16 protein-coding genes and 1 tRNA gene are annotated in these 18,538 nt (G+C 70.9%); 12 read left to right on the top strand and 5 right to left on the bottom strand.

The features are described 5' to 3' along the window. Positions 1–586: 586 nt before the first annotated feature. Positions 587–676: transfer RNA gene (locus tag ABT078_RS23205), tRNA-Ser, on the bottom strand. A 55-nt stretch (positions 677–731) separates the two neighbouring features. Further along, positions 732–2,135 carry a S1C family serine protease gene (locus tag ABT078_RS23200; protein ID WP_351230676.1) on the bottom strand — a complete coding sequence of 468 codons (1,404 nt, stop codon included), beginning with the start codon at positions 2,133–2,135 and terminating at the stop codon, positions 732–734. A 245-nt stretch (positions 2,136–2,380) separates the two neighbouring features. Between ABT078_RS23200 and ABT078_RS23195 the strand changes: the two genes are divergently transcribed. The 3 genes from ABT078_RS23195 to ABT078_RS23185 all read left to right on the top strand — a co-directional run bounded on the left by ABT078_RS23195 (position 2,381) and on the right by ABT078_RS23185 (position 5,059). Beyond that, entirely contained in the window at positions 2,381–3,172 is a 792-nt protein-coding gene (locus ABT078_RS23195) for a glycerophosphodiester phosphodiesterase (protein ID WP_351230674.1), read from the top strand. 119 nt (positions 3,173–3,291) lie between these two features. Continuing rightward, positions 3,292–3,924, top strand: a complete 633-nt coding sequence (locus tag ABT078_RS23190) for an ATP-binding protein (RefSeq protein WP_351230672.1) — start codon at positions 3,292–3,294, stop codon at positions 3,922–3,924. Positions 3,925–4,090: 166 nt separating this feature from the next. After that, positions 4,091–5,059 carry a DUF5926 family protein gene (locus ABT078_RS23185; RefSeq protein ID WP_351230670.1) on the top strand — a complete coding sequence of 323 codons (969 nt, stop codon included), beginning with the start codon at positions 4,091–4,093 and terminating at the stop codon, positions 5,057–5,059. 220 nt (positions 5,060–5,279) lie between these two features. On the opposite strand, the gene ABT078_RS23180 is transcribed toward ABT078_RS23185, so the two are convergent. Together ABT078_RS23180 and ABT078_RS23175 are read right to left on the bottom strand one after the other, a co-directional pair. Continuing rightward, a complete protein-coding gene (locus ABT078_RS23180) occupies positions 5,280–5,807 on the bottom strand; it encodes a hypothetical protein (RefSeq protein WP_502981280.1) in 528 nt (175 codons plus the stop codon). 236 nt (positions 5,808–6,043) lie between these two features. Then, the gene (locus tag ABT078_RS23175; RefSeq protein WP_351230666.1) at positions 6,044–6,751 is read right to left on the bottom strand and encodes a bifunctional DNA primase/polymerase; all 708 of its coding nucleotides are present in this window, start codon (positions 6,749–6,751) and stop codon (positions 6,044–6,046) included. A 687-nt stretch (positions 6,752–7,438) separates the two neighbouring features. Between ABT078_RS23175 and ABT078_RS23170 the strand changes: the two genes are divergently transcribed. After that, on the top strand, positions 7,439–8,956 hold the full coding sequence (locus tag ABT078_RS23170) for a PP2C family protein-serine/threonine phosphatase (protein WP_351230720.1): 1,518 nt from the start codon (positions 7,439–7,441) through the stop codon (positions 8,954–8,956). A gap of 140 nt (positions 8,957–9,096) precedes the next feature. Beyond that, on the top strand, positions 9,097–10,560 hold the full coding sequence (locus tag ABT078_RS23165) for an aminopeptidase P family protein (protein WP_351230664.1): 1,464 nt from the start codon (positions 9,097–9,099) through the stop codon (positions 10,558–10,560). Between the two features lie 53 nt (positions 10,561–10,613). On the opposite strand, the gene ABT078_RS23160 is transcribed toward ABT078_RS23165, so the two are convergent. Then, positions 10,614–11,078 (bottom strand): ATP-binding protein, encoded by a 465-nt coding sequence (locus ABT078_RS23160; RefSeq protein ID WP_351230662.1) that lies wholly within the window; start codon positions 11,076–11,078, stop codon positions 10,614–10,616. A 270-nt stretch (positions 11,079–11,348) separates the two neighbouring features. Between ABT078_RS23160 and ABT078_RS23155 the strand changes: the two genes are divergently transcribed. The 7 genes from ABT078_RS23155 (at position 11,349) to pheA (ending at position 18,537) form a co-directional block, all read left to right on the top strand. After that, a complete protein-coding gene (locus ABT078_RS23155; RefSeq protein WP_351230660.1) occupies positions 11,349–12,167 on the top strand; it encodes a hypothetical protein in 819 nt (272 codons plus the stop codon). Between the two features lie 89 nt (positions 12,168–12,256). Then, on the top strand, positions 12,257–13,030 hold the full coding sequence (locus ABT078_RS23150; RefSeq protein ID WP_351230658.1) for a YcnI family copper-binding membrane protein: 774 nt from the start codon (positions 12,257–12,259) through the stop codon (positions 13,028–13,030). 33 nt (positions 13,031–13,063) lie between these two features. Next, positions 13,064–13,768 carry an SCO family protein gene (locus tag ABT078_RS23145; RefSeq protein WP_351230656.1) on the top strand — a complete coding sequence of 235 codons (705 nt, stop codon included), beginning with the start codon at positions 13,064–13,066 and terminating at the stop codon, positions 13,766–13,768. A 71-nt stretch (positions 13,769–13,839) separates the two neighbouring features. Next, the gene (locus ABT078_RS23140; RefSeq protein WP_351230718.1) at positions 13,840–14,259 is read left to right on the top strand and encodes a copper chaperone PCu(A)C; all 420 of its coding nucleotides are present in this window, start codon (positions 13,840–13,842) and stop codon (positions 14,257–14,259) included. Positions 14,260–14,285: 26 nt separating this feature from the next. Further along, complete coding sequence (locus ABT078_RS23135) at positions 14,286–16,232, top strand: copper resistance protein CopC (RefSeq protein WP_351230654.1); 1,947 nt, start codon at positions 14,286–14,288, stop codon at positions 16,230–16,232. 41 nt (positions 16,233–16,273) lie between these two features. Further along, the gene (gene efeB, locus ABT078_RS23130) at positions 16,274–17,533 is read left to right on the top strand and encodes an iron uptake transporter deferrochelatase/peroxidase subunit (RefSeq protein WP_502981279.1); all 1,260 of its coding nucleotides are present in this window, start codon (positions 16,274–16,276) and stop codon (positions 17,531–17,533) included. A gap of 71 nt (positions 17,534–17,604) precedes the next feature. Next, on the top strand, positions 17,605–18,537 hold the full coding sequence (gene pheA / locus ABT078_RS23125; RefSeq protein WP_351230650.1) for a prephenate dehydratase: 933 nt from the start codon (positions 17,605–17,607) through the stop codon (positions 18,535–18,537). The last annotated feature ends 1 nt before the right edge of the window (position 18,538 follow it).

The following is an 18,538-nucleotide window of genomic DNA, read 5'->3' as shown; positions in this document are numbered from 1 at the left end:
CGCGGTCGGCTCTACAAGGTGCTTGATCTTGCCGTGGCACAGCTCGACCGGAGATCGGCGGCCACCACTGGTCGCATACCCCTCCGAACGACAGGGGAGCAGACCGGGCCCTGGAGCACGCTGACGACTCCCGCGCGATCCCGGGAGAGAGCTGGGGACGGCCGGCACACGGGACCGGCTCTGTCTTAAGAGGTCACTGCCCCAGGAGCGAATACGGCTCACCGCAAGCCGACCATCCCCAACGTCTTCCGTCACCATCAGGAGCGTCGGGCCCGGCGGCGAGCGGAGCGAGCGTTGATGAAGCAGAGAAACTCTCACCGCACAGCGGCCGGCCTGAACGGCCTACGAACCCACGCTGGCCGCACGGCCGGGTCAGGGAGTCCCCACATACCGGTGCAGAGAACGATGCGGCGGCAACCTGCCAAGCAGGGGCTGAGCGGCGGGTGAGCCCTTGATCCTGGCCCACACATGGCCCATACGTGCTGGTCACCAGCGGGATACGGGCGACTCGAGGTGAGACAGGGTGAACGCAGAGGGCGCACCCCCGATTCGGGGGCGCGCCCGCTGACCTGCTGCTTCTCTGACCTGGCGGTGGGTGTGGGATTTGAACCCACGGTGACGTCGCCGCCACGACGGTTTTCAAGACCGTTCCCTTAGGCCGCTCGGGCAACCCACCTCGCGCCGCCGCACCGGACGATCACGGGTGACGTACGCGTGCACAGCCTAGCCCGTCAGCTGTCGCCCTCGCGCTGGCCCAGGGTGACGTCGACCGTGGACTCCTTGCCGTCGCGTTCGTAGGTGAGGGTGACCTTGTCGCCCGGCTTGTGGTTCCAGATCTCGCTGATCAGGGTCGGGCCGCTGTCGATGGGCTTGCCGTTGAACTTGGTGATGACGTCGCCCGGCTTGAGGCCGGCCTTGGCGGCCGGGCCGTCGGGGGTGACCGCGGGGGTGCCGCCCGTGCCCTGGGTGGCGATGGTGGCGCCGGCACCCTGGTCCGTCATGTTCACGGTGGCACCGATCACCGGGTAGACGGGCTCGCCGGTCTTGATGAGCTGCTCGGCCACGTTCCTGGCCTGGTTGATCGGGATGGCGAAGCCGAGGCCGATGGAGCCGGCCTGGGTCTGGCCCATGCCGTTGCCCGCGGACTGGATCGCGGAGTTGATGCCGATCACCGCGCCGCTCGCGTCGAGCAGGGGACCGCCGGAGTTGCCGGGGTTGATCGAGGCGTCGGTCTGCAGGGCGCTCATGTACGAGTTCTTGCCGCTGGAGCCGTCGCCCGAGGCGACCGGGCGGTTCTTGGCGCTGATGATGCCCGTGGTGACCGTGTTGGAGAGGCCGAAGGGCGCACCGATCGCGATCGTGGAGTCGCCGACGGCCACCCGGTCGGAGTTGCCGAGCGGCAGCGGAGCCAGTCCGTCGGGCGCGTTCTTCAGCTTCAGCACGGCCACGTCGTAGCCCTGGGCACGGCCCACGACCTCGGCGTCGTACGACTTGCCGCTGGGGAAGATCACGGAGAGCGTGCCGCCGTCGGCCGCGGACTCCACCACGTGGTTGTTGGTGAGGATGTGGCCTTCCCTGTCGTACACGAAACCGGTGCCCGTGCCACCCTCGCCCTCGCCGCCGCCGGCCTGGGCCTCGATGGTGGCGACGCTCGGCAGCGCCTTGCCGGCGACCGCGGCGACCGTGCCCGGCTCGCGCTTGAAGCCGGCGGGGGTCTCACCGGCGGAGACGGTGGTCGAGATGCCGCCGCCGTCGTTGCGCTCGGCCGCCCAGTAGCCGATGCCGCCGCCGACGCAGCCCGCGACGAGCGCGGCGGCGAGCACGGTGGCGACGAGTCCGCCGGAACGCTTGGGCGGGGCGGCCACGTGACCCGCCGCGGGTACGGGTGCTCCCCAGGGGGAGGCCGGCGGCGGAGGCGGCGGCCAGCCACCCGCAGCGTGCTGCGTCGCGGTGGGCGAGGACGCGGGTACCGGCGGTACCTGCTGCGTCGGCGCATCCGCGCCGGCGGGCTCGTGCGCGGCATGCGTCGGCGACGCGGCCTGGGGAGCGGCCGCCGGCGCAGGAGGTGGCACGGGAGGTACGGACGGGGCGCCCTGACCTGCAGTGCCCTCGTTGCCCTCGTTCTCGGTGCTCACAGCTCTCTCTCCTCGATTCCGCGAATCCGCGATTCCGCTGTCGGTACGCGTGGGGCCCGGCGCGTCGGCCGGGCTCGTCGGCACGCATGCGCGGGTGCGCATGGCGCAGGTGCGCTGCGCTCAGCTTTTCCCACTGGCTGTCAGGCCACTGTAAGCGGGACCTGTGCGTATCCGCCCCACCCTTTATCCCGGACATTGCGGACACATGATCGACGTCCCCGTGCCGACGATGACACCATGACGCGGTGACACAACTCCCGATCCAGGTCGTCGCCCACCGAGGCGCCTCGGAGGACGCGCCCGAGCACACCCTGGCTGCCTACGTGAAGGCCATCGAGGACGGGGCCGACGCCCTCGAATGCGACGTGCGACTCACCGCCGACGGTCATCTCGTCTGTGTCCACGACCGTCGCATCAACCGCACGTCCAACGGCCGCGGCGCCGTCTCCGCCCTCGAGCTCTCGAAGCTCGCCGCGCTCGACTTCGGCTCGTGGAAGGACAGCGAGGAGAGCCCGGACTGGGGCGACCGCGAGTTCACGTCCGTCCTCACCCTGGAGCGGCTCCTGGAGCTGGTCGCCGACGCCGGCCGGCCGATCGACCTGGCCATCGAGACCAAGCACCCCACCCGCTGGGCGGGCCAGGTCGAGGAGCGCCTGCTCCATCTGCTGAAGCGTTTCGGCCTGGACGCCCCCGCGACGCCCGCCGAGTCGTCCGTACGCGTCATGAGCTTCTCCGCGCGCTCGCTGCAGCGGATCGCCGCCGCGGCGCCGACCATCCCGACCGTGTACCTGCTGCAGTTTCTCCCGCTGCGCATGCGCGACGGGCGGCTGCCGGCGGGCTCCCGCATCGCGGGGCCGGGAATCCGGCTCGTACGCAATCACCCCGCGTTCATCGAGCGCCTGCAGGCGGCGGGCAACCGCGTGCACGTGTGGACCGTGAACGAGCCGGAGGACGTCGATCTGTGCGTCGGCCTCGGCGTCGAGGCGATCATCACCAACCGCCCGAAGCAGGTTCTGGCCCAATTGGGCCGCGGCTAGCCGGTCCCACGGGCAAGCCCTGCGCGGAGCCCGGAGCCGAACCCGGAGTCAGGACTGTGTCACCCGGAGTGACTACATGGAGTGCACCGGCGCGTTCGGTCCGTGTTCGATCGTTACGAGTGCGTCACCAGACACGGATTGGCCGGTTTCCGGTCCAGTCCAGTGGGGCATCCACACCGTGGCGTGGGGCAAAGGAGGTCTCGGGGGTGGCGTTGGTGGTGGCACAGGAAGTGCCCACGTCGTCGAGCATGGCCGTGCCCCACGGCCCTGCGGGCGTGGGTGAGGCAAGGCACCGGATGCGTGAGCAGCTGCGGCGCAGCGGGGTGTCCGAATCGGTCGTCGACGATGCTGTTCTGATCCTTTCCGAACTGCTCAGCAATGCCTGCCGGCACGGCAGACCGCTGGGCCGCGCGGAGATCGGGGACGGCGACATCCGCGCCGCCTGGCGCTTCGACAAGGCGGGCAGGCTGACCGTCGAGGTGACGGACGGAGGCGGTCCCACGCGACCGATTCCGGCCACTCCCTCGGTCACCGCGCACGGCGGTCGCGGGCTCAACATCATCAGTGCGCTCGCCCAGGACTGGGGCGTGCGGGACAGCGAGGCCGGTGAGGTCACCGTGTGGGTGCTCGTGACCGAAGGGCATCGTCGCGACGATTTCGCTACGCGCGTCACTGGCTCGGGACCCGGGTCCGGATTCGACTTCGTGGAAGCGTACGAGGACACGTACGAGGAAACGTACGACGAAGCCTAGGACGCCCCCACGGCGGCTGCACCGAGGCACGCCCGAGACCCGGACCGCGACGCGCGCGACGACACCCTCGGACACGTAGCGACCGGCAAACGGGCCGTAACGGCTAGGCTCGCGCCCGAGACACAGGCACCACACAGCACCGCAGTCCTCGGGAGAGAGCCACACCATGGCCAAGAAGCGCCCCCAGACGAAGGCCGTCAAGCCTCAGATCGCCGACGGGGAGATCCCCGTCGTCGGCGCCCGCGAGCCCTGCCCGTGCGGTTCGGGTCGTCGCTACAAGGCCTGCCACGGCCGAGCCGCCGCGCACGCCGTGACCGAGCGGGTCCAGCGCCCCTTCGAAGGGCTCCCCAACGAGTGCGACTGGGTCGCCCTGCGGGAGCTGGTCCCTGCCGCGACGGTCGAACTGACCCTGAAGGACGGCCTGCCCGACGACGTCCCGTCGGTGACGCTCGCCACCGTCCTGCCGATGGCATGGCCCGCGCTGCGCCGCGACAGCGGCGCCGTACTGCTCGCTCTGCAGAACGACACGACCTCCGGCGACCTGAGCCGCGACATCGCCGACACGCTGCGCCGCGTGCTCGTCGCGAAGCCCGGCAGCCCGGTCTCCGCCGCGCGTGTACCGGCGGACGGACCGCGACTGCAGGATCTGCTCGACCCGGCCGCGCCGTTCGTGCCCGTCATCCACAAGGGCTTCGAGTTCTGGATCCCGGACAACGCGGAGAACGCGGGCCCGGAGGTCGCCGCCTCCCTCGAGCGCGCCAACGCCGCCGCGATCCCGACCGTCAAGCTGACCGGCGTGGACTCGGCGTACTGGTGCGAGACCCCGGAGAAGAACCATCTGCGCTGGGTCATGCCGCACCCCGAGGAGAAGCTCCTCGACGCGCTCGCCCGGCTGCACGCCGCCGGGACCTCGAGCCTCACCGAAGAGACCCGGCTGGTCGGCTCGTTCCGGGCGCACGGGCTCATGGTCCCGGTCTGGGACCTGCCCCGCTCCATGGGCGCCGAGGAGTGCGAGAAGCCGGCAGCGGAATTCGCCGAGCGGCTGGGCGATGCGCTCGCCACCGACGCCCCGCTCACCGCGGAGGAGCGCCGGGCGCGCGGCGGTCTCACCAACCGCCAGGTGACGCTGAGCTGACGGTCCGGACGGGCACGGTGACGATTTCTGTCACCCGACAGGTGATCCCGGTCACACATGCCCACACGGGCCGGTAATTCCCTGTCCGAATACCCGAGATCGAATTTGCGAACAGCAGATCTCTTGTTACCGTTCTGGAAGCCCGGTCGCTGGTGCATCCCCCGTCGCCAGCGACCGGGCGTCGCTATTTACGGATTACGACGCACCGCGCAGCCGTTCCTCAACCACCCGTAACGGCAGGGGAGTTGCTCCCCGATCGCAGCAACAGCGGCCCTTCTCCGAGATCTCCGGAACGCGCGAACTCCGCCACCGCCGCATACGCATCAACTTCGGCTTCCGCCTTCTCGCGCGGTGTTTCGCAGGCCCCGGGTTCATCGTCGGCTTCCACAACGCAATGGGTCTGTACGGTCCTGCCGCCGGGGCCCATGAGGCTCAGCACGGCGCTCAGCCTCTCGCCCGTCGCATTGCGGTAGTACGTACGCGCCCAGGCGTCCCCGCCCTCGGCCAGGACGCACGTCTGGGCCTCGACACCGTCGGGCGAGGTGAGTTCCGGGCCGCAACGTTCGCTTGTCCGCCCGCGCCAGGGTGATGCGCCCGCATCGATTTCAGCCAGAATTCCGGGCCGCTCCACCCACTTGTCGTGCTCCGGAACGAACCTCGCCTCAGGTCCCGGCACACGGGCCGGCCCCGCGGAGGCCGCGATGGGCAGCAGGGCAGCGGTGACGACCGCGAGCGCGAGTCCGGTCATACGGATGTTCATGGGCGGCCCACCTGCCGGCGCGGGGACGTGTGAGGCTCCGGTCACGCGTGCGGCGCGACACGTGAGGTGCATCGGTGGGCCGAAGATATCGACGGTGCGAGGGAGCCCGGGGCTCCGCGCGCCCAATTCCCGTAGAACCGGGCTCAGCTCACACCCGTAAGAGTGAGCCGAGCCCGGGATTCTTCACGCCGGCGAGCCGAGGTGCGGCGCGGGCCGTCGGCGGTTCAGTACGTGAGCCGGGTGCCGTCCCCGGCCTCCGGCGGGGTGAACCCCTCGGCGGGCGCGCTCACGCTCGCCTCGACGAGCGCGTCGACGACGGCCTCCACGCCCGGCAGCCAGGGCGACGCCGAACCGGGCAGCGGGGCACGCTCCCAGCGCACCTGTCCCGTACCGGCCTCCGACGGCGGCAGCACCAGATAGCCGCCCTCGCCGTGGAAGCGGAGCGAACTGGGCACCCAGTCCTTGGCATACAGCAGCTCGCCGAGCTGCTCCATCGAGTACGGGGCGACGAGCAGCGACCAGCGGGTGGGGGTCGCCACGACCGGGCCGAGCCGCATACCCATGCGGTCGAGCGCGGCGAGCGCCCGGGCTCCCGCCACCGCGGGCAGGCTCACGGCGCACGGCGCACGGCCTCCCGTCGCCAGCACGATCGGGGCCGTGGGGCGGTTGGTCCACCACCAGCGCACCATGCGTGCGTCGGTGGTGGCCGCGAGGATTCCGGGATCGAAGGGGTGTGCGCCGGGAACGACGCACTCGGGATCGGGGCAGGCGCAACCGCGTCCGCGGTCATCGCGTGCGACAGGACCGAGCCCCACACCGGGAAGCACGGGCCAGTGCCATGCCGTGGCGCAGGTGAGCGCCGCGTCGAGCTGGGCAGGCGTCCCCTTGTGCCGGAACCGGAGCCTGCGTCGCCTTCCGGGGATCTCGCGCATGAGCGCTCGTTCCTTTCCGTTGAACGCCGAGGGCCACATCACACCATGTGTGCATCACTTCACTGTGCGTACCGCTGACGTGCCACTGCGTGCATCGCGCGTGCGCATCGCTTCGTGCGCACCATCGCTTCGTGCTCGTGCTCGCGCTCGTGCTTCGCTCGTCGTACGCGCACACCACGGCAAGCATCACTGCAGGTGTTGCCGCGTACATCGTGCAGATCGTCGCATCACCGCCCCTCGCCGTGAGCCTGCCAGGGGCATGGGAGCCCCGAGCCGCTGCGGCGACGAGCACCGCGGGGGCCGAACGAACGTGGACCGTGTCCATTAAACGTGTGGCGAGGGTGGCGCGTGCATGGCGCTTTACCGTCCCGCTGAACCGGTCCCTCTGAACTGGTTCCGCTGGTCCCGCCACTCGGGATGGGGCGCGGCGGCCTCGGCGGCTAAGACGCCCGGGCTCCCCGCCAGGTTCCGGAGCTGTCCCAACTGCCCCTGACCATCACCATTTACGTACCCACCACGTTCGGAATGACGCTCCCCCTGGGACTTCTGACTGTGGATCTTCGCCCCGGGAGGTGCCCCCTCTCGAACTCCCTCAGTCGACCGCAAATGGATGCCATGGGGGGCATTTTCTGGCCAAGTTAGCGACACCCCGAACATCCCGTGGACACCAGCAATTCCGCCAGGACAATGCTGGACATCTCCTCACGTGTGCGTGTAGATGTGGATGCATTGATAGCTGCGCAGAATGACATGGGGGTTTGCGATGCTATTGGCCGAAACGCACCAGTCGGAAAGTCGGCTGCCATGAGCGCCCCTCACCTGCCGAAAGTGGCTGGAATCGATTCAGCGGTTCCCGCTTCCGCGCACACTGCCGCGACCCTCGCGGCCTCCCCCGCCCTCGCCCCGACGACGGCCCCCGGCGCGCTGATCCAGGACCGGCTGGCCGGCTGGGTCTCCGACCTCACCACCCTCCACGAACTCACCGAGCGCCTGGCCAGAACCGGCACCCGGGACGACGCACTCCATGAACTCCTGCGCGCGGGCGCCGCCCTGGTCGGCGCCCGCCGGGGCATGGTCGTCCTGGAACCTCCCGAAGGCCGCGGCCCCGCCACCACCGTCGGCCTCGGCCTCGCCCACGCCGACCTCGGCCACATCGAGACCGTCCCGCGCAGCGCCACCCCCCACGGCCGGATCCTCGACGGAGCCCCCACGAGCGTTCCCTGCCCGGTCGCCCAGGCCGATCTGTTCCGCGACGAGAGCCTCGACCCGCGCCTTCGCGAAGTCGCCGTCCGCCTCGGCTACGCGGCCAGCTACGCCCTGCCGCTCGCCACCGCGGAGGCCGGAAGGCTCGGCGTCGCCGTCTGGTTCTACGACGAGCCCGCCGAACCGGTCGAGCGCCAGCGCCATCTCGTCGGCCTCTACGGGCGGTACGCCACCGAGCATCTGGCCCGGCTCCTCGAGCTCGACCGGGCACGTGCCCGGATGGCGATCATCGCCGAGGAACTGCTGCCCAGCCGGCTGCCCCGGGTGCCCGGGGTCCGCCTCGCCGCCCGCCATCTCGGCGGACCGCGCGGCGGCGGCGAGTGGTACGACGCCCTGCCGCTGCCGGAGGGTGCACTGGGGCTCGCCGTCGGCTCCGTCTCCGGGTCGGGGCCGAGCGCCCTGGCCGCGATGGGGCGGCTCCGGGCGAGCCTGCGGGCGTACGCCGTGATGGAGGGGGAGGACCCCGTCGCCGTACTGTCCGATCTGGAGCTGCTGCTGCGGCTGACGGAACCGGCCCGTTCGGCCACCGCGCTGTTCGCGTACTGCGAGCCGGCTCTGAGGAAGGTCGTGCTCGCCGGGGCCGGGCACACCCCGCCACTGATCACCGGGGAGCGGCGGACCGAGTTCGTCGAGACCTCGCTGTCGGCGCCGCTCGGGATGCTGGCCTGCTGGGAGGCGCCGAGCGTGGAGTTCTCGCCCGGCCCCGGCGAGACAGTGCTGCTCTACACCGACGGGCTGCTGCGCCGCACCGGAGACCCCATGGACCGCGCGTTCGCACGGCTCCACACGGCGGCCGCGAGCGTCCCGAAGGCCGCCCGCGAGGACCCGTCGGCAATCGTCGACCATGTGCTGCGGACCGTCCTGCCCGAAGGGCTCGACACCGGCGCGGACGGCGACGAGGACGACGAGGACGTGGTGATGCTGGCGGCCCGTTTCGAGTGACACACGCCACGGGCCGGCGGGCCGGGGGCGGGTAGGCCGGGGGCCGGATTCGCGCCGAGGGTCCAAGGACCCTGGGCCCGCTTCCGCACGACCGTACGATGGGTGAGGGTTCAATGTCGTACCAACAAGGAGGCGGACCCGTGGCCGAAGAGCTCACCCCGGAGACCCCGGACGAGACTGAAGAACAGCCGATCAAGCAGCGGAAGAACGGGCTGTACCCGGGAGTGTCCGACGAGCTCGCCGAGAACATGAAGTCCGGCTGGGCCGACACCGAGCTGCACGGCCTCGAGCCGATCGCGCAGGCCGCGCACACCGCGCGCCGCCGCGCAGCGCTCTCCGCCCGCTTCCCCGGCGAGCGTCTCGTCGTCCCCGCGGGCAATCTGAGGACCCGCTCCAACGACACCGAGTACGCCTTCCGCGCCTCCACCGAGTACGCGTACCTCACCGGTGACCAGACCCACGACGGTGTCCTGGTCCTGGAGCCCACCAAGAACGGCCACGAGGCGACGGTCTATCTGCTGCCGCGCTCCGACCGTGAGAACGGCGAGTTCTGGCTGGACGGCCAGGGTGAGCTGTGGGTCGGCCGCCGGCACTCCCTCACCGAGGCCGAGCAGCTGCTGGGCATCCCGGCCAAGGACGTCCGCGAGCTCCCGCAGCAGCTGCGCGAGGCCACCGGACCGGTGCGCAACGTCCGCGGCCACGACGCCGGCGTCGAGGCCGCCCTGACCGACAAGGTCACCGCCGAGCGCGACGAGGAACTGCGCGTCTTCCTCTCCGAGGCCCGCCTCGTGAAGGACGAGTTCGAGATCGCCGAGCTGCAGAAGGCCTGCGACTCCACCGCCCGCGGCTTCGAGGACGTCGTCAGGGTCCTCGACAAGGCCGAGGCCACCAGCGAGCGCTACATCGAGGGCACGTTCTTCCTGCGCGCCCGCGTCGAGGGCAACGACATCGGCTACGGCTCGATCTGCGCGGCCGGACCGCACGCCACCACCCTGCACTGGGTACGCAACGACGGCGCCGTGCGCCCCGGCGAGCTGCTGCTGCTCGACGCCGGCGTCGAGACCACCGAGCTCTACACGGCGGACGTCACCCGCACGCTGCCGATCAACGGCCGCTACAGCGAGCTCCAGCGCAAGATCTACGACGCGGTGTACGAGGCCCAGGAGGCGGGGATTGCCGCGGTGAAGCCGGGCGCCGCGTACCGCGACTTCCACGACGCCGCGCAGCGCGTCCTCGCCGCCAAGCTGGTCGAGTGGGGCCTGTTCGGGGACATGGACGTGGAGAAGGTGCTCGAGCTCGGCCTGCAGCGCCGCTGGACCCTGCACGGCACCGGCCACATGCTCGGCATGGACGTCCACGACTGCGCGGCCGCGCGGACCGAGACGTACGTGGACGCGACGCTGGAGCCGGGCATGTGCCTGACCGTCGAGCCGGGTCTGTACTTCCAGGCCGACGACCTGACCGTGCCCGCCGAGTACCGCGGCATCGGCGTCCGGATCGAGGACGACATCCTCGTCACCGAGGACGGCAGCCGGAACCTCTCCGCATCGCTGCCGCGGCAGGCCGACGAGGTGGAGGCCTGGATGGCCCGCCTCAAGGGCTGATCCGCGCAGGCGGAGACGGCGACAGACAGAGGCGAAGCAGGAGGGCGCCCGGCTCAGGTGACTCTGAGCAGGGCGCCCTCCCGCCACTTCAGCATCTTGTCGAAGCTGACCACCGCGCCGTGCCCCGGCCGGTTCCTGAAGTGGACGTGATCGGCGAGCTGCTCGATCAGGCACAGTCCGCGGCCGTGCTCCGAGGAGGGCGGCGGAGCGGGGGCGACCTGGGCGAAGGCGGCTGTGGCGCGGCGGTCGGGAAAGCCGGGACCGGAGTCCGCCACTTCGATGCAGCACCTGTCGCCGTCCAGATACGCCGTCACGCGGTACGCCTCCGACAGGCCGCCGGGCCCCGCATTGCCGCCGTGCTCCACCGCGTTGGCGCATGCCTCGCTCAGGGCGACCGAGAGGTCGTAGGAGATGTCGGGGTCGACGCCCGCGGTCTCCATCGTGCCGAGGAGAAGGCGACGGGCGAGCGGAACGCTCGCAGCCTCGCGCCGCAAATGGAGAGACCACCAGATGCTCATGCTCCAGCCTCCTGGCTGCGGCTCGACATACCGTTACGTATTGCCGCAAGGCCGCGTCCGTAAGCGCATGGTTGACGTAAGAAGCCGCAAAGCCCTCATTCGGCGGACGCGCGTACGGCGTAGACGGGTGTATGTCGCGCACGCCGGGATGCCCGCCAGGGCGCACGTCGGCACGAACACGCCCTGGACATGCGCACGCAGCGCTCGCAAACGTGATCTTCCGGACCTGCCGCTCGGCGGCCGGGGGCACAGTGCGATGATGTTCCGGCCATGTCTGTCCACCCGTCGGTCGAGCCCTCGATCGCACACGCCGGAGCCGGTCTGCGGCTGCTGAGGGCCGCGGTGTTCGCCGCGGTCTGCGTCGTGCTGTCCGCTCTGGGGCATGTGCTGGCCGGGTGCGCGACCGTCCCCTGGTGGACGCTCCTGGCGGGCTTCCTGATCGTCTTCGCGGTGACGTCGCCACTCGCCGGGCGCGAGCGTTCGATGCCCGTCATCGCCACCGCCCTGGCCGGCGGACAGCTCGCCCTGCACACCCTCTTCGCCCTCGCACAGCAGCAACTCGTGGTGGCGCCGACCGCCGACGACGCGCTGATCAGGACCGCGGCGAAGCTCCTGTGCGGCGCGGGAGCCGCCTCACTGAGCCCCGCCGACGCCCACCGGATCGTCGCGCGCGCCGGGATCGACCCGGCGGGCGTCGGGCATGTGGCTCACCAGCACACCGCCGGCGCCACGGCGGGCACCTCGGTGGAGGCAGCCGGACTGCTGCCGGACGTCCCGATGCTGCTCGCCCATCTGCTGGCCGCGGTCGCGACCGGCTGGCTGCTGCGGCGCGGAGAGGTCGCACTGTTCCGGCTGGCGCAGCTGTCGGCGCACGGCGCCACCGAGATCGCGGAGAGGGCGCTCGTACGTTCCCTGCGCGCCGCCCTGGTGCTCGTACGCGCCCTGCTCGCCGGACTGCCCGGCACGCCCGGTACCGGTCCGCGCCCCCTCCTCATGCCCCTCGACGCACACCTGCCGCCGGTGGCAGGGGCACTCCAGCACACGGTGATCAGGCGCGGCCCCCCTGCCGCGTACGCACTCGCAGCCTGACGCGGCCAACTCGACGGGAGTGGTGCCGCAGCGCCCGCGCGCACCCGCGCCGGGGCCGATCACCTTCCTGACCTGGAGTGTCCCCTGCCATGAACAACGTCTCTCGTCTCGCCGTCGCGGGCGCCGTCGCCGCCTCGTCCGTGCTGCTGCTCTCCGGCACGGCCTTCGCGCACGTCAGCGTGCAGCCGCAGGACGAGGCCGCCAAGGGCGGCTACACCACGGTCGTCTTCAAGGTCCCCAACGAGCGCGACAACGCCTCGACGGTGAAGCTCGAGGTCACCGTCCCCGCCGAGCACCCGCTGTCCTCCGTGATGCCGCAGCCCGTCCCGGGCTGGAAGGCCGTGCCCACCAAGACCAAGCTCGCCAAGCCGCTCACCGTGCACGGCAAGCAGATCACCGAGGCCGTCACCAAGATCACCTGGACCTCGGACGGCGGCAAGATCGCACCGGGCGAGTTCCAGCAGTTCCCGGTCTCGCTGGGACAGCTCCCGGAGGACACCGACCGGCTCGTCTTCAAGGCCCTCCAGACGTACGACAACAAGGAGATCGTGCGCTGGATCGAGGAGCCGAAGGACGGCGCAGCGGAGCCGGAGCACCCCGCTCCCGTGCTCAAGCTGTCGGCCGCGACCGATGACCACCACGGCGGCGGCGCCGCGAAGGACGCGTCCGACGACACGTCCGACGAGAAGAGCAACGCCGGGCACCACGACGACGCGAAGACCGAGGCCGCCGCCCACTCCGACTCCGACTCCGACTCCGACTCCGGCGACACCACCGCCCGCGTCCTGGCCGTCGTGGGCATCGTCATCGGCGCCGCCGGTGGCGCGTTCGGCGTGCTGGCCGGCCGGCGCCGCTCGGCCTGACGGCCTGCACGGAACACCCGAAAGAGAAACCCCATGCACATCCAGAAGACCGACGACCAAACCCGCCCGCGGCGGCGCACCCCTCTCATCGCGGTGATCGCCGCCGTGGCGGCACTGGCCGTAGCCGCAGGCTTCGCCCTCACCCGGGGCGACGACAGCGGCTCGTCCGGCAGCGCCTTCGCCGACATCTCCGCCCAGCCGAACACCAAGGCGGCCACCGTCCTGGACCGCCCCTTCGCAAAGCCCGATCTCGTGCTGAAGGACACCCAGGGCAACACGTTCGACTTCCGTGAGCAGACCAAGGGCAGGCCGACGCTGATCTACTTCGGCTACACGCACTGCCCCGACGTCTGCCCGCTGACGATCAGCAACATCGCCATCGCCAAGAAGAAGCTCCCCAAGGCCGACCAGGACAAGCTCCAGGTCGTCTTCGTCACCACCGACCCCGAACGGGACACCTCCGCCGAGCTCGCCAAGTGGCTGCCCGCGGCCGGCGACCCGTCGTTCGTCGGCCTCACCGGAGACTTCGCCACCATCCAGGCAGGCGCGCGCCAGCTCGGCATCGGCATCGACCCGCCGAAGAAGGAGAAGGACGGTTCCGTCGTCTCCATGCACGGCGCGCAGGTGATCGCCTTCTCCCCCACGACCGACCAGGGCTACGTCCTGTACGGGGAGGACACCACCTCGGACGACTACGCCAAGGACCTGCCGAAGATCGTCAAGGGGGAGAACCCGTGACCCTCCGCACCGCCCACCCGTCGCCCGGCCCCCGCCCCCCAAGGCGCTTCGCACGGAGTCTGACCGCCGTCATGGCCCTCACCACGGGCGTCGCCCTGGCGGGCTGTTCGTCGTCCGGCTCCGCGCCCGAACTCAAGGTCAGCGGAGCGTTCATGCCGCAGCCCGTGGGCGACATGGCAGGCGGCTTCCTCACCGTCACGAACAGCGGTGACACGGCGGACAAGCTCACCTCGATCACCAGCAGCCTCTCGGACGACGTCCAGATCCACGAGACGAAGAACCAGAAGATGCAGCAGGTGACGTCCTTCGACATCCCTGCCCACGGCGAGCTGAACCTCGAACGCGGCGGCAGCCACATCATGTTCACGGCCATCAAGAAGGAGCCGAAGCAGGGCGAAAAGGTCGGCATAGAGCTGCACTTCGAGAAGACGGACCCGATCAAGGTCGAGCTTCCCGTCGAGGCACAGACCCACAACCCGAAGCAGCACTGAGCTACTTGAGGGACTGACGACACATCATGATCACCACCGCCCCGCGCTTCGGTACCGCGACTCTTCTGCGGCTGCTGCTCATCACCGCGGCGCTGCTCGGCACCGTGCTCTCCGGCACGGCGAGCGCGCACGCCGCGCTGACCGGGAGCAACCCGAAGGACGGGGCGGTGCTCGCCGCCGCCCCCAAGGACGTCACGCTCACCTTCTCCGAGCAGGTCGCCATGGGGAACGACTCGATCCGGGTCCTCGACCCCAGCAGCAAACGCGTCGACACCGGTGAGCTGCAGAACCTGAGCAGCGGGAGCATCGTCAAGTACGGCGTCTCACTGCACGCGGGCCTGCCGGACGGCACGTACACCGTCGCCTGGCAGGCCGTGTCGGCCGACAGCCACCCCATCGCCGGCGCCTTCACCTTCTCCGTCGGAGCGCCCTCGCAGACCGCGGTGGAGCTGCCGAAGCAGGAGGCGGGCGGCGGACTCGTCGGCACGCTCTACGACATCGCGCGATACGCGGCCTACGCCGGGTTCATCGTGCTCGCGGGCGGCGCCGCGTTCGTCCTCGCCTGCTGGCCGCGCGGCGCGGCCGAGCGTCCCCTGCAACGACTCGTCGTACAGGGCTGGATGACGCTCACGGCGGCGACCCTGGCCATGCTGCTGCTCCGCAACCCGTACACCGGCTCAGGGGAGTTGGCCGACGCCTTCGACCTGAACGGGCTGAAGGCCGTACTGGAGACCAAGACCGGGGCCGCGCTGGTGTCCCGGCTGCTGCTGCTCGGGGCGGCGGCACTGTTCGTGGCGGTGCTGTTCGGGGCGTACACGAAGCGGGCCGACGACGGTACCGACGCCAAGGAGAAGGGCGATCTCACCTTCGGCCTCGCCGTCGGCGGAACGGTCGTCGCGGCCGGGATCGCCGCCACCTGGGCGCTCTCCGAGCACGCCTCGACCGGTCTGCAGCCGGGCATCGCCATGCCCGTGGACGTGCTGCACCTGCTGGCCGTCGCCGGCTGGCTGGGCGGCCTGGTGGCAGTGCTCGTGGCGCTCTACCGGACGCCCTCTCTCGACCGCACGGCCGTACTCCGCTTCTCACGGGTCGCCTTCGCGTCCGTCGTCGTGCTCACCCTGACCGGGCTCTACCAGTCCTGGCGCCAGGTCGGCTCCTGGACGGCGCTGACCGGCACCTCGTACGGCCAACTCCTGCTGGTCAAGGTGGGCTTGGTCGCCGTGCTCGTCGGGGTCGCATGGATCTCGCGGCGGTGGACGGCACAACTGGCGAAGGAAACGGCGGCCGTTGCGGAGACCGGGACGGAACCTGAGAACGACGCCGAGACCGAGACCGAGCCGGACCCCGAGATCGAGAACGAGACCGAGACCGAGTCGGACCCCGGGACCGTCGACCCCGAGCGCGCCGCACAACTCGCCCGCCAGAAGAACGCGTTGGCGACCGCACGCCGCAAGCGGATCAGGGACGCCGACCCCGCCCGCACCGGACTGCGCCGCTCAGTCCTCGCGGAGGCGGGCATCGCCGTCGTGCTCCTCGCCGTCACGACCGTGCTGACCTCCACCGAGCCCGGACGTACGGAAGAGGAAGCCTCTCGGGCAGCCGGCGCACCGACGTCCACCGCCGTCCCCGACCGGCCCGTCGACGTCACCCTGCCGTTCGACACCGGCGGCAAGGACGGCAAGGGCACCGCCCGGCTCACCATCGACCCGGGCCGCTCCGGCGCCAACGACCTGCACGTATGGGTGAACCGGCCCAACGGACGGCCCCTGGACATCCCCGAGGTGAAGGTCGCCTTCACCCTCACCGCCGAGAAGATCGGCCCGCTTCCCGTCGTCCCCGACCGCATCGCGAGCGGCCACTGGAGCGCGAGCAACCTCCAGATCCCGCTTCCGGGTGAGTGGCGGGTCCAGATCACCGTACGGACGTCCGACATCGATCAGACGACCGTCGACAAGAACGTCAAGATCGGGTGACCGACCGCATGAACGCACCACATGAACGCACCACAGCCCGCATGGATGCCCGCATGAGTGACACCGGCACGAACAACATCGAGATCTCACGACGCCGACTGCTCGGCACCGTGGGTGCCGCCGGAGCGACCGGCCTGGTGCTGGGCGCAGCGGGTGGCGCAGGGGTCCGCGCGGCAGTCGCCGACGAGCCGGCGACCGCGCTGACCACCGTCGGCTCCGCCGCCGAGTCCTTCCACGGCGACCACCAGGCGGGCATCACCACGGCGACGCAGTCCCGCGGCCATCTGATCGCCTTCGACCTGGCGCACGGCGCGGGCCTCAAGGAAGCGGTCGCGCTGATGCGCCGCTGGTCGGCCACGGCCTCCCGGCTGATGGCCGGTGAACCGGCCGGCGACGGCGACACCGGCGTCGCCCTCGACGCCGGCCCCTCACTCCTGACGATCACCTTCGGCTTCGGCCGCACCTTCTTCGACCGTACGGGCCTGGCCGCACAGCGCCCCGCCGAGCTGGACCCGCTCCCCGCCTTCTCCTCCGACCAGCTGGACCCGCGGCGCTCCAACGGCGACCTATGGGTGCAGATCGGGGCGAACGACGCGCTGGTCGCCTTCCACGCCCTGCGCGCGATCCAGAAGGACGCGGGCGAGGCGGCCCGGGTGCGCTGGCAGATGAACGGCTTCAACCGTTCGCCCGGCGCGACCGCGCAGCCGATGACCGCGCGCAATCTCATGGGCCAGATCGACGGCACCCGCAACCCGAAACCGTCCGAGCCCGACTTCGACCGTCGGATCTTCGTCCCGGCCACGGGACAGCCGGCGTGGATGGCCGGCGGGTCGTACGCCGTCGTCCGCAGGATCCGCATGCTCCTCGACGACTGGGAGCAGCTGTCCCTCACACAGCAGGAACGCGTGATCGGCCGGCGCAAGTCCGACGGCGCCCCACTGACGGGCGGCAGCGAGACGACCGAGCTCGACCTCGACAGGACCGGCCCCGACGGCAAGCTGATCATTCCTGACAACGCCCACGCCAGGATCTCGGCGCCGGAACAGAACGGGGGCGCGGCAATGCTGCGACGCCCCTACTCCTTCCACGACGGAATCGCCGGGGACGGCACCCCGGACGCGGGCCTCCTCTTCATCTGCTGGCAGGCGGACCCGCTCAAGGGCTTCGTACCGGTGCAGCGCAAGCTCGACCGGGGCGATGCGCTGTCCACGTTCATCCGCCACGAGGCGAGCGGCCTCTTCGCCGTGCCCGGCGGCCCGCGGAAGGGCGAGTACGTGGGGCAGCGTCTGCTGGAGTCGTAGGCGGCGCGACCGCACTAGGGTGGCTGGTATCCATCCGCCAGTCGTTGCCCGAGCGCCAGCAGGGATGCCGTATGTCCGCCACGCGATACACGTACCTCGGTCCCGAAGGGACCTTCACCGAGGCCGCCCTGCGCACGCTCCCGGAAGCCGCGACACGGGAGCTGGTCCCGATGGTGTCCGTACCGGCCGCGCTCGACGCCGTACGGAACGGGGACGCTGCTGCCGCGCTCGTACCGATCGAGAACTCCGTGGAGGGCGGCGTCACCGCCACCCTCGACGAGCTGGCCTCCGGCGAACCGCTGATGATCTACCGCGAGGTGCTGCTGCCGATCGCCTTCGCGCTGCTGGTGCGGCCGGGCACGAAGCTGTCCGACGTGAAGACGGTGACCGGCCATCCGGTCGCCCAGCCACAGGTGCGCAACTGGCTGCGCGCCCATCTGCCCGACGCCGTATGGGAATCCGCGGCGTCGAACGCGGACGGCGCACGGCTGGTACAGGAGGGCCGCTTCGACGCGGCCTTCGCGGGTGAGTTCGCGGCGTCGACGTACGGCCTCGAACCTCTGGTCACCGAGATCCACGACGCGGAGAACGCGGAGACGCGCTTCGTCCTCGTGGGCCGTCCGGCCCGGCCCGCCGCCCCGACCGGCGCGGACAAGACGTCGGTGGTGATCTGGCAGCGCGAGGACCACCCGGGCGCGCTGCTCGAGCTGCTCCAGGAGTTCGCGGTGCGCGGCGTGAACCTGATGCTGCTGCAGTCGCGGCCGACGGGTGCGGGCATCGGGAACTACTGCTTCGCGATCGACGCCGAGGGCCATATCGCGGACCGGCGGGTCGGCGAGGCGCTGATGGGGCTGAAGCGGATCTGTCCGAAGGTGCGGTTCCTGGGGTCCTATCCGCAGGCGTTCTCGGCGGAGAATATGCGCGCGCTGCGGGCCGGGACGTCGGACGCGGAATTCGTCGACGCGGCGGAGTGGCTGGCCCGCTGTCAGGACGGCCGGGCGTAAC

The organism is Streptomyces sp. NPDC002133, assembly GCF_040296405.1.
Lineage (GTDB): Bacteria > Actinomycetota > Actinomycetes > Streptomycetales > Streptomycetaceae > Streptomyces.
This window is presented reverse-complemented; position numbering and strand designations above follow the sequence as displayed.

Excerpts from the sequence above, each read along its gene's own strand:
- ABT078_RS23140 (WP_351230718.1), top strand. The coding sequence starts at position 13,840 with ATGGCCCTCACCACGGGCGTCGCCCTGGCGGGCTGTTCGTCGTCCGGC.
- ABT078_RS23180 (WP_502981280.1), bottom strand. The coding sequence starts at position 5,807 with ATGACCGGACTCGCGCTCGCGGTCGTCACCGCTGCCCTGCTGCCCATC.
- pheA (WP_351230650.1), top strand. The coding sequence starts at position 17,605 with ATGTCCGCCACGCGATACACGTACCTCGGTCCCGAAGGGACCTTCACC.
- ABT078_RS23160 (WP_351230662.1), bottom strand. The coding sequence starts at position 11,078 with ATGAGCATCTGGTGGTCTCTCCATTTGCGGCGCGAGGCTGCGAGCGTT.
- ABT078_RS23155 (WP_351230660.1), top strand. The coding sequence starts at position 11,349 with ATGTCTGTCCACCCGTCGGTCGAGCCCTCGATCGCACACGCCGGAGCC.
- ABT078_RS23145 (WP_351230656.1), top strand. The coding sequence starts at position 13,064 with ATGCACATCCAGAAGACCGACGACCAAACCCGCCCGCGGCGGCGCACC.
- ABT078_RS23150 (WP_351230658.1), top strand. The coding sequence starts at position 12,257 with ATGAACAACGTCTCTCGTCTCGCCGTCGCGGGCGCCGTCGCCGCCTCG.
- efeB (WP_502981279.1), top strand. The coding sequence starts at position 16,274 with ATGGATGCCCGCATGAGTGACACCGGCACGAACAACATCGAGATCTCA.
- ABT078_RS23170 (WP_351230720.1), top strand. The coding sequence starts at position 7,439 with ATGCTGGACATCTCCTCACGTGTGCGTGTAGATGTGGATGCATTGATA.
- ABT078_RS23185 (WP_351230670.1), top strand. The coding sequence starts at position 4,091 with ATGGCCAAGAAGCGCCCCCAGACGAAGGCCGTCAAGCCTCAGATCGCC.
- ABT078_RS23135 (WP_351230654.1), top strand. The coding sequence starts at position 14,286 with ATGATCACCACCGCCCCGCGCTTCGGTACCGCGACTCTTCTGCGGCTG.
- ABT078_RS23175 (WP_351230666.1), bottom strand. The coding sequence starts at position 6,751 with ATGCGCGAGATCCCCGGAAGGCGACGCAGGCTCCGGTTCCGGCACAAG.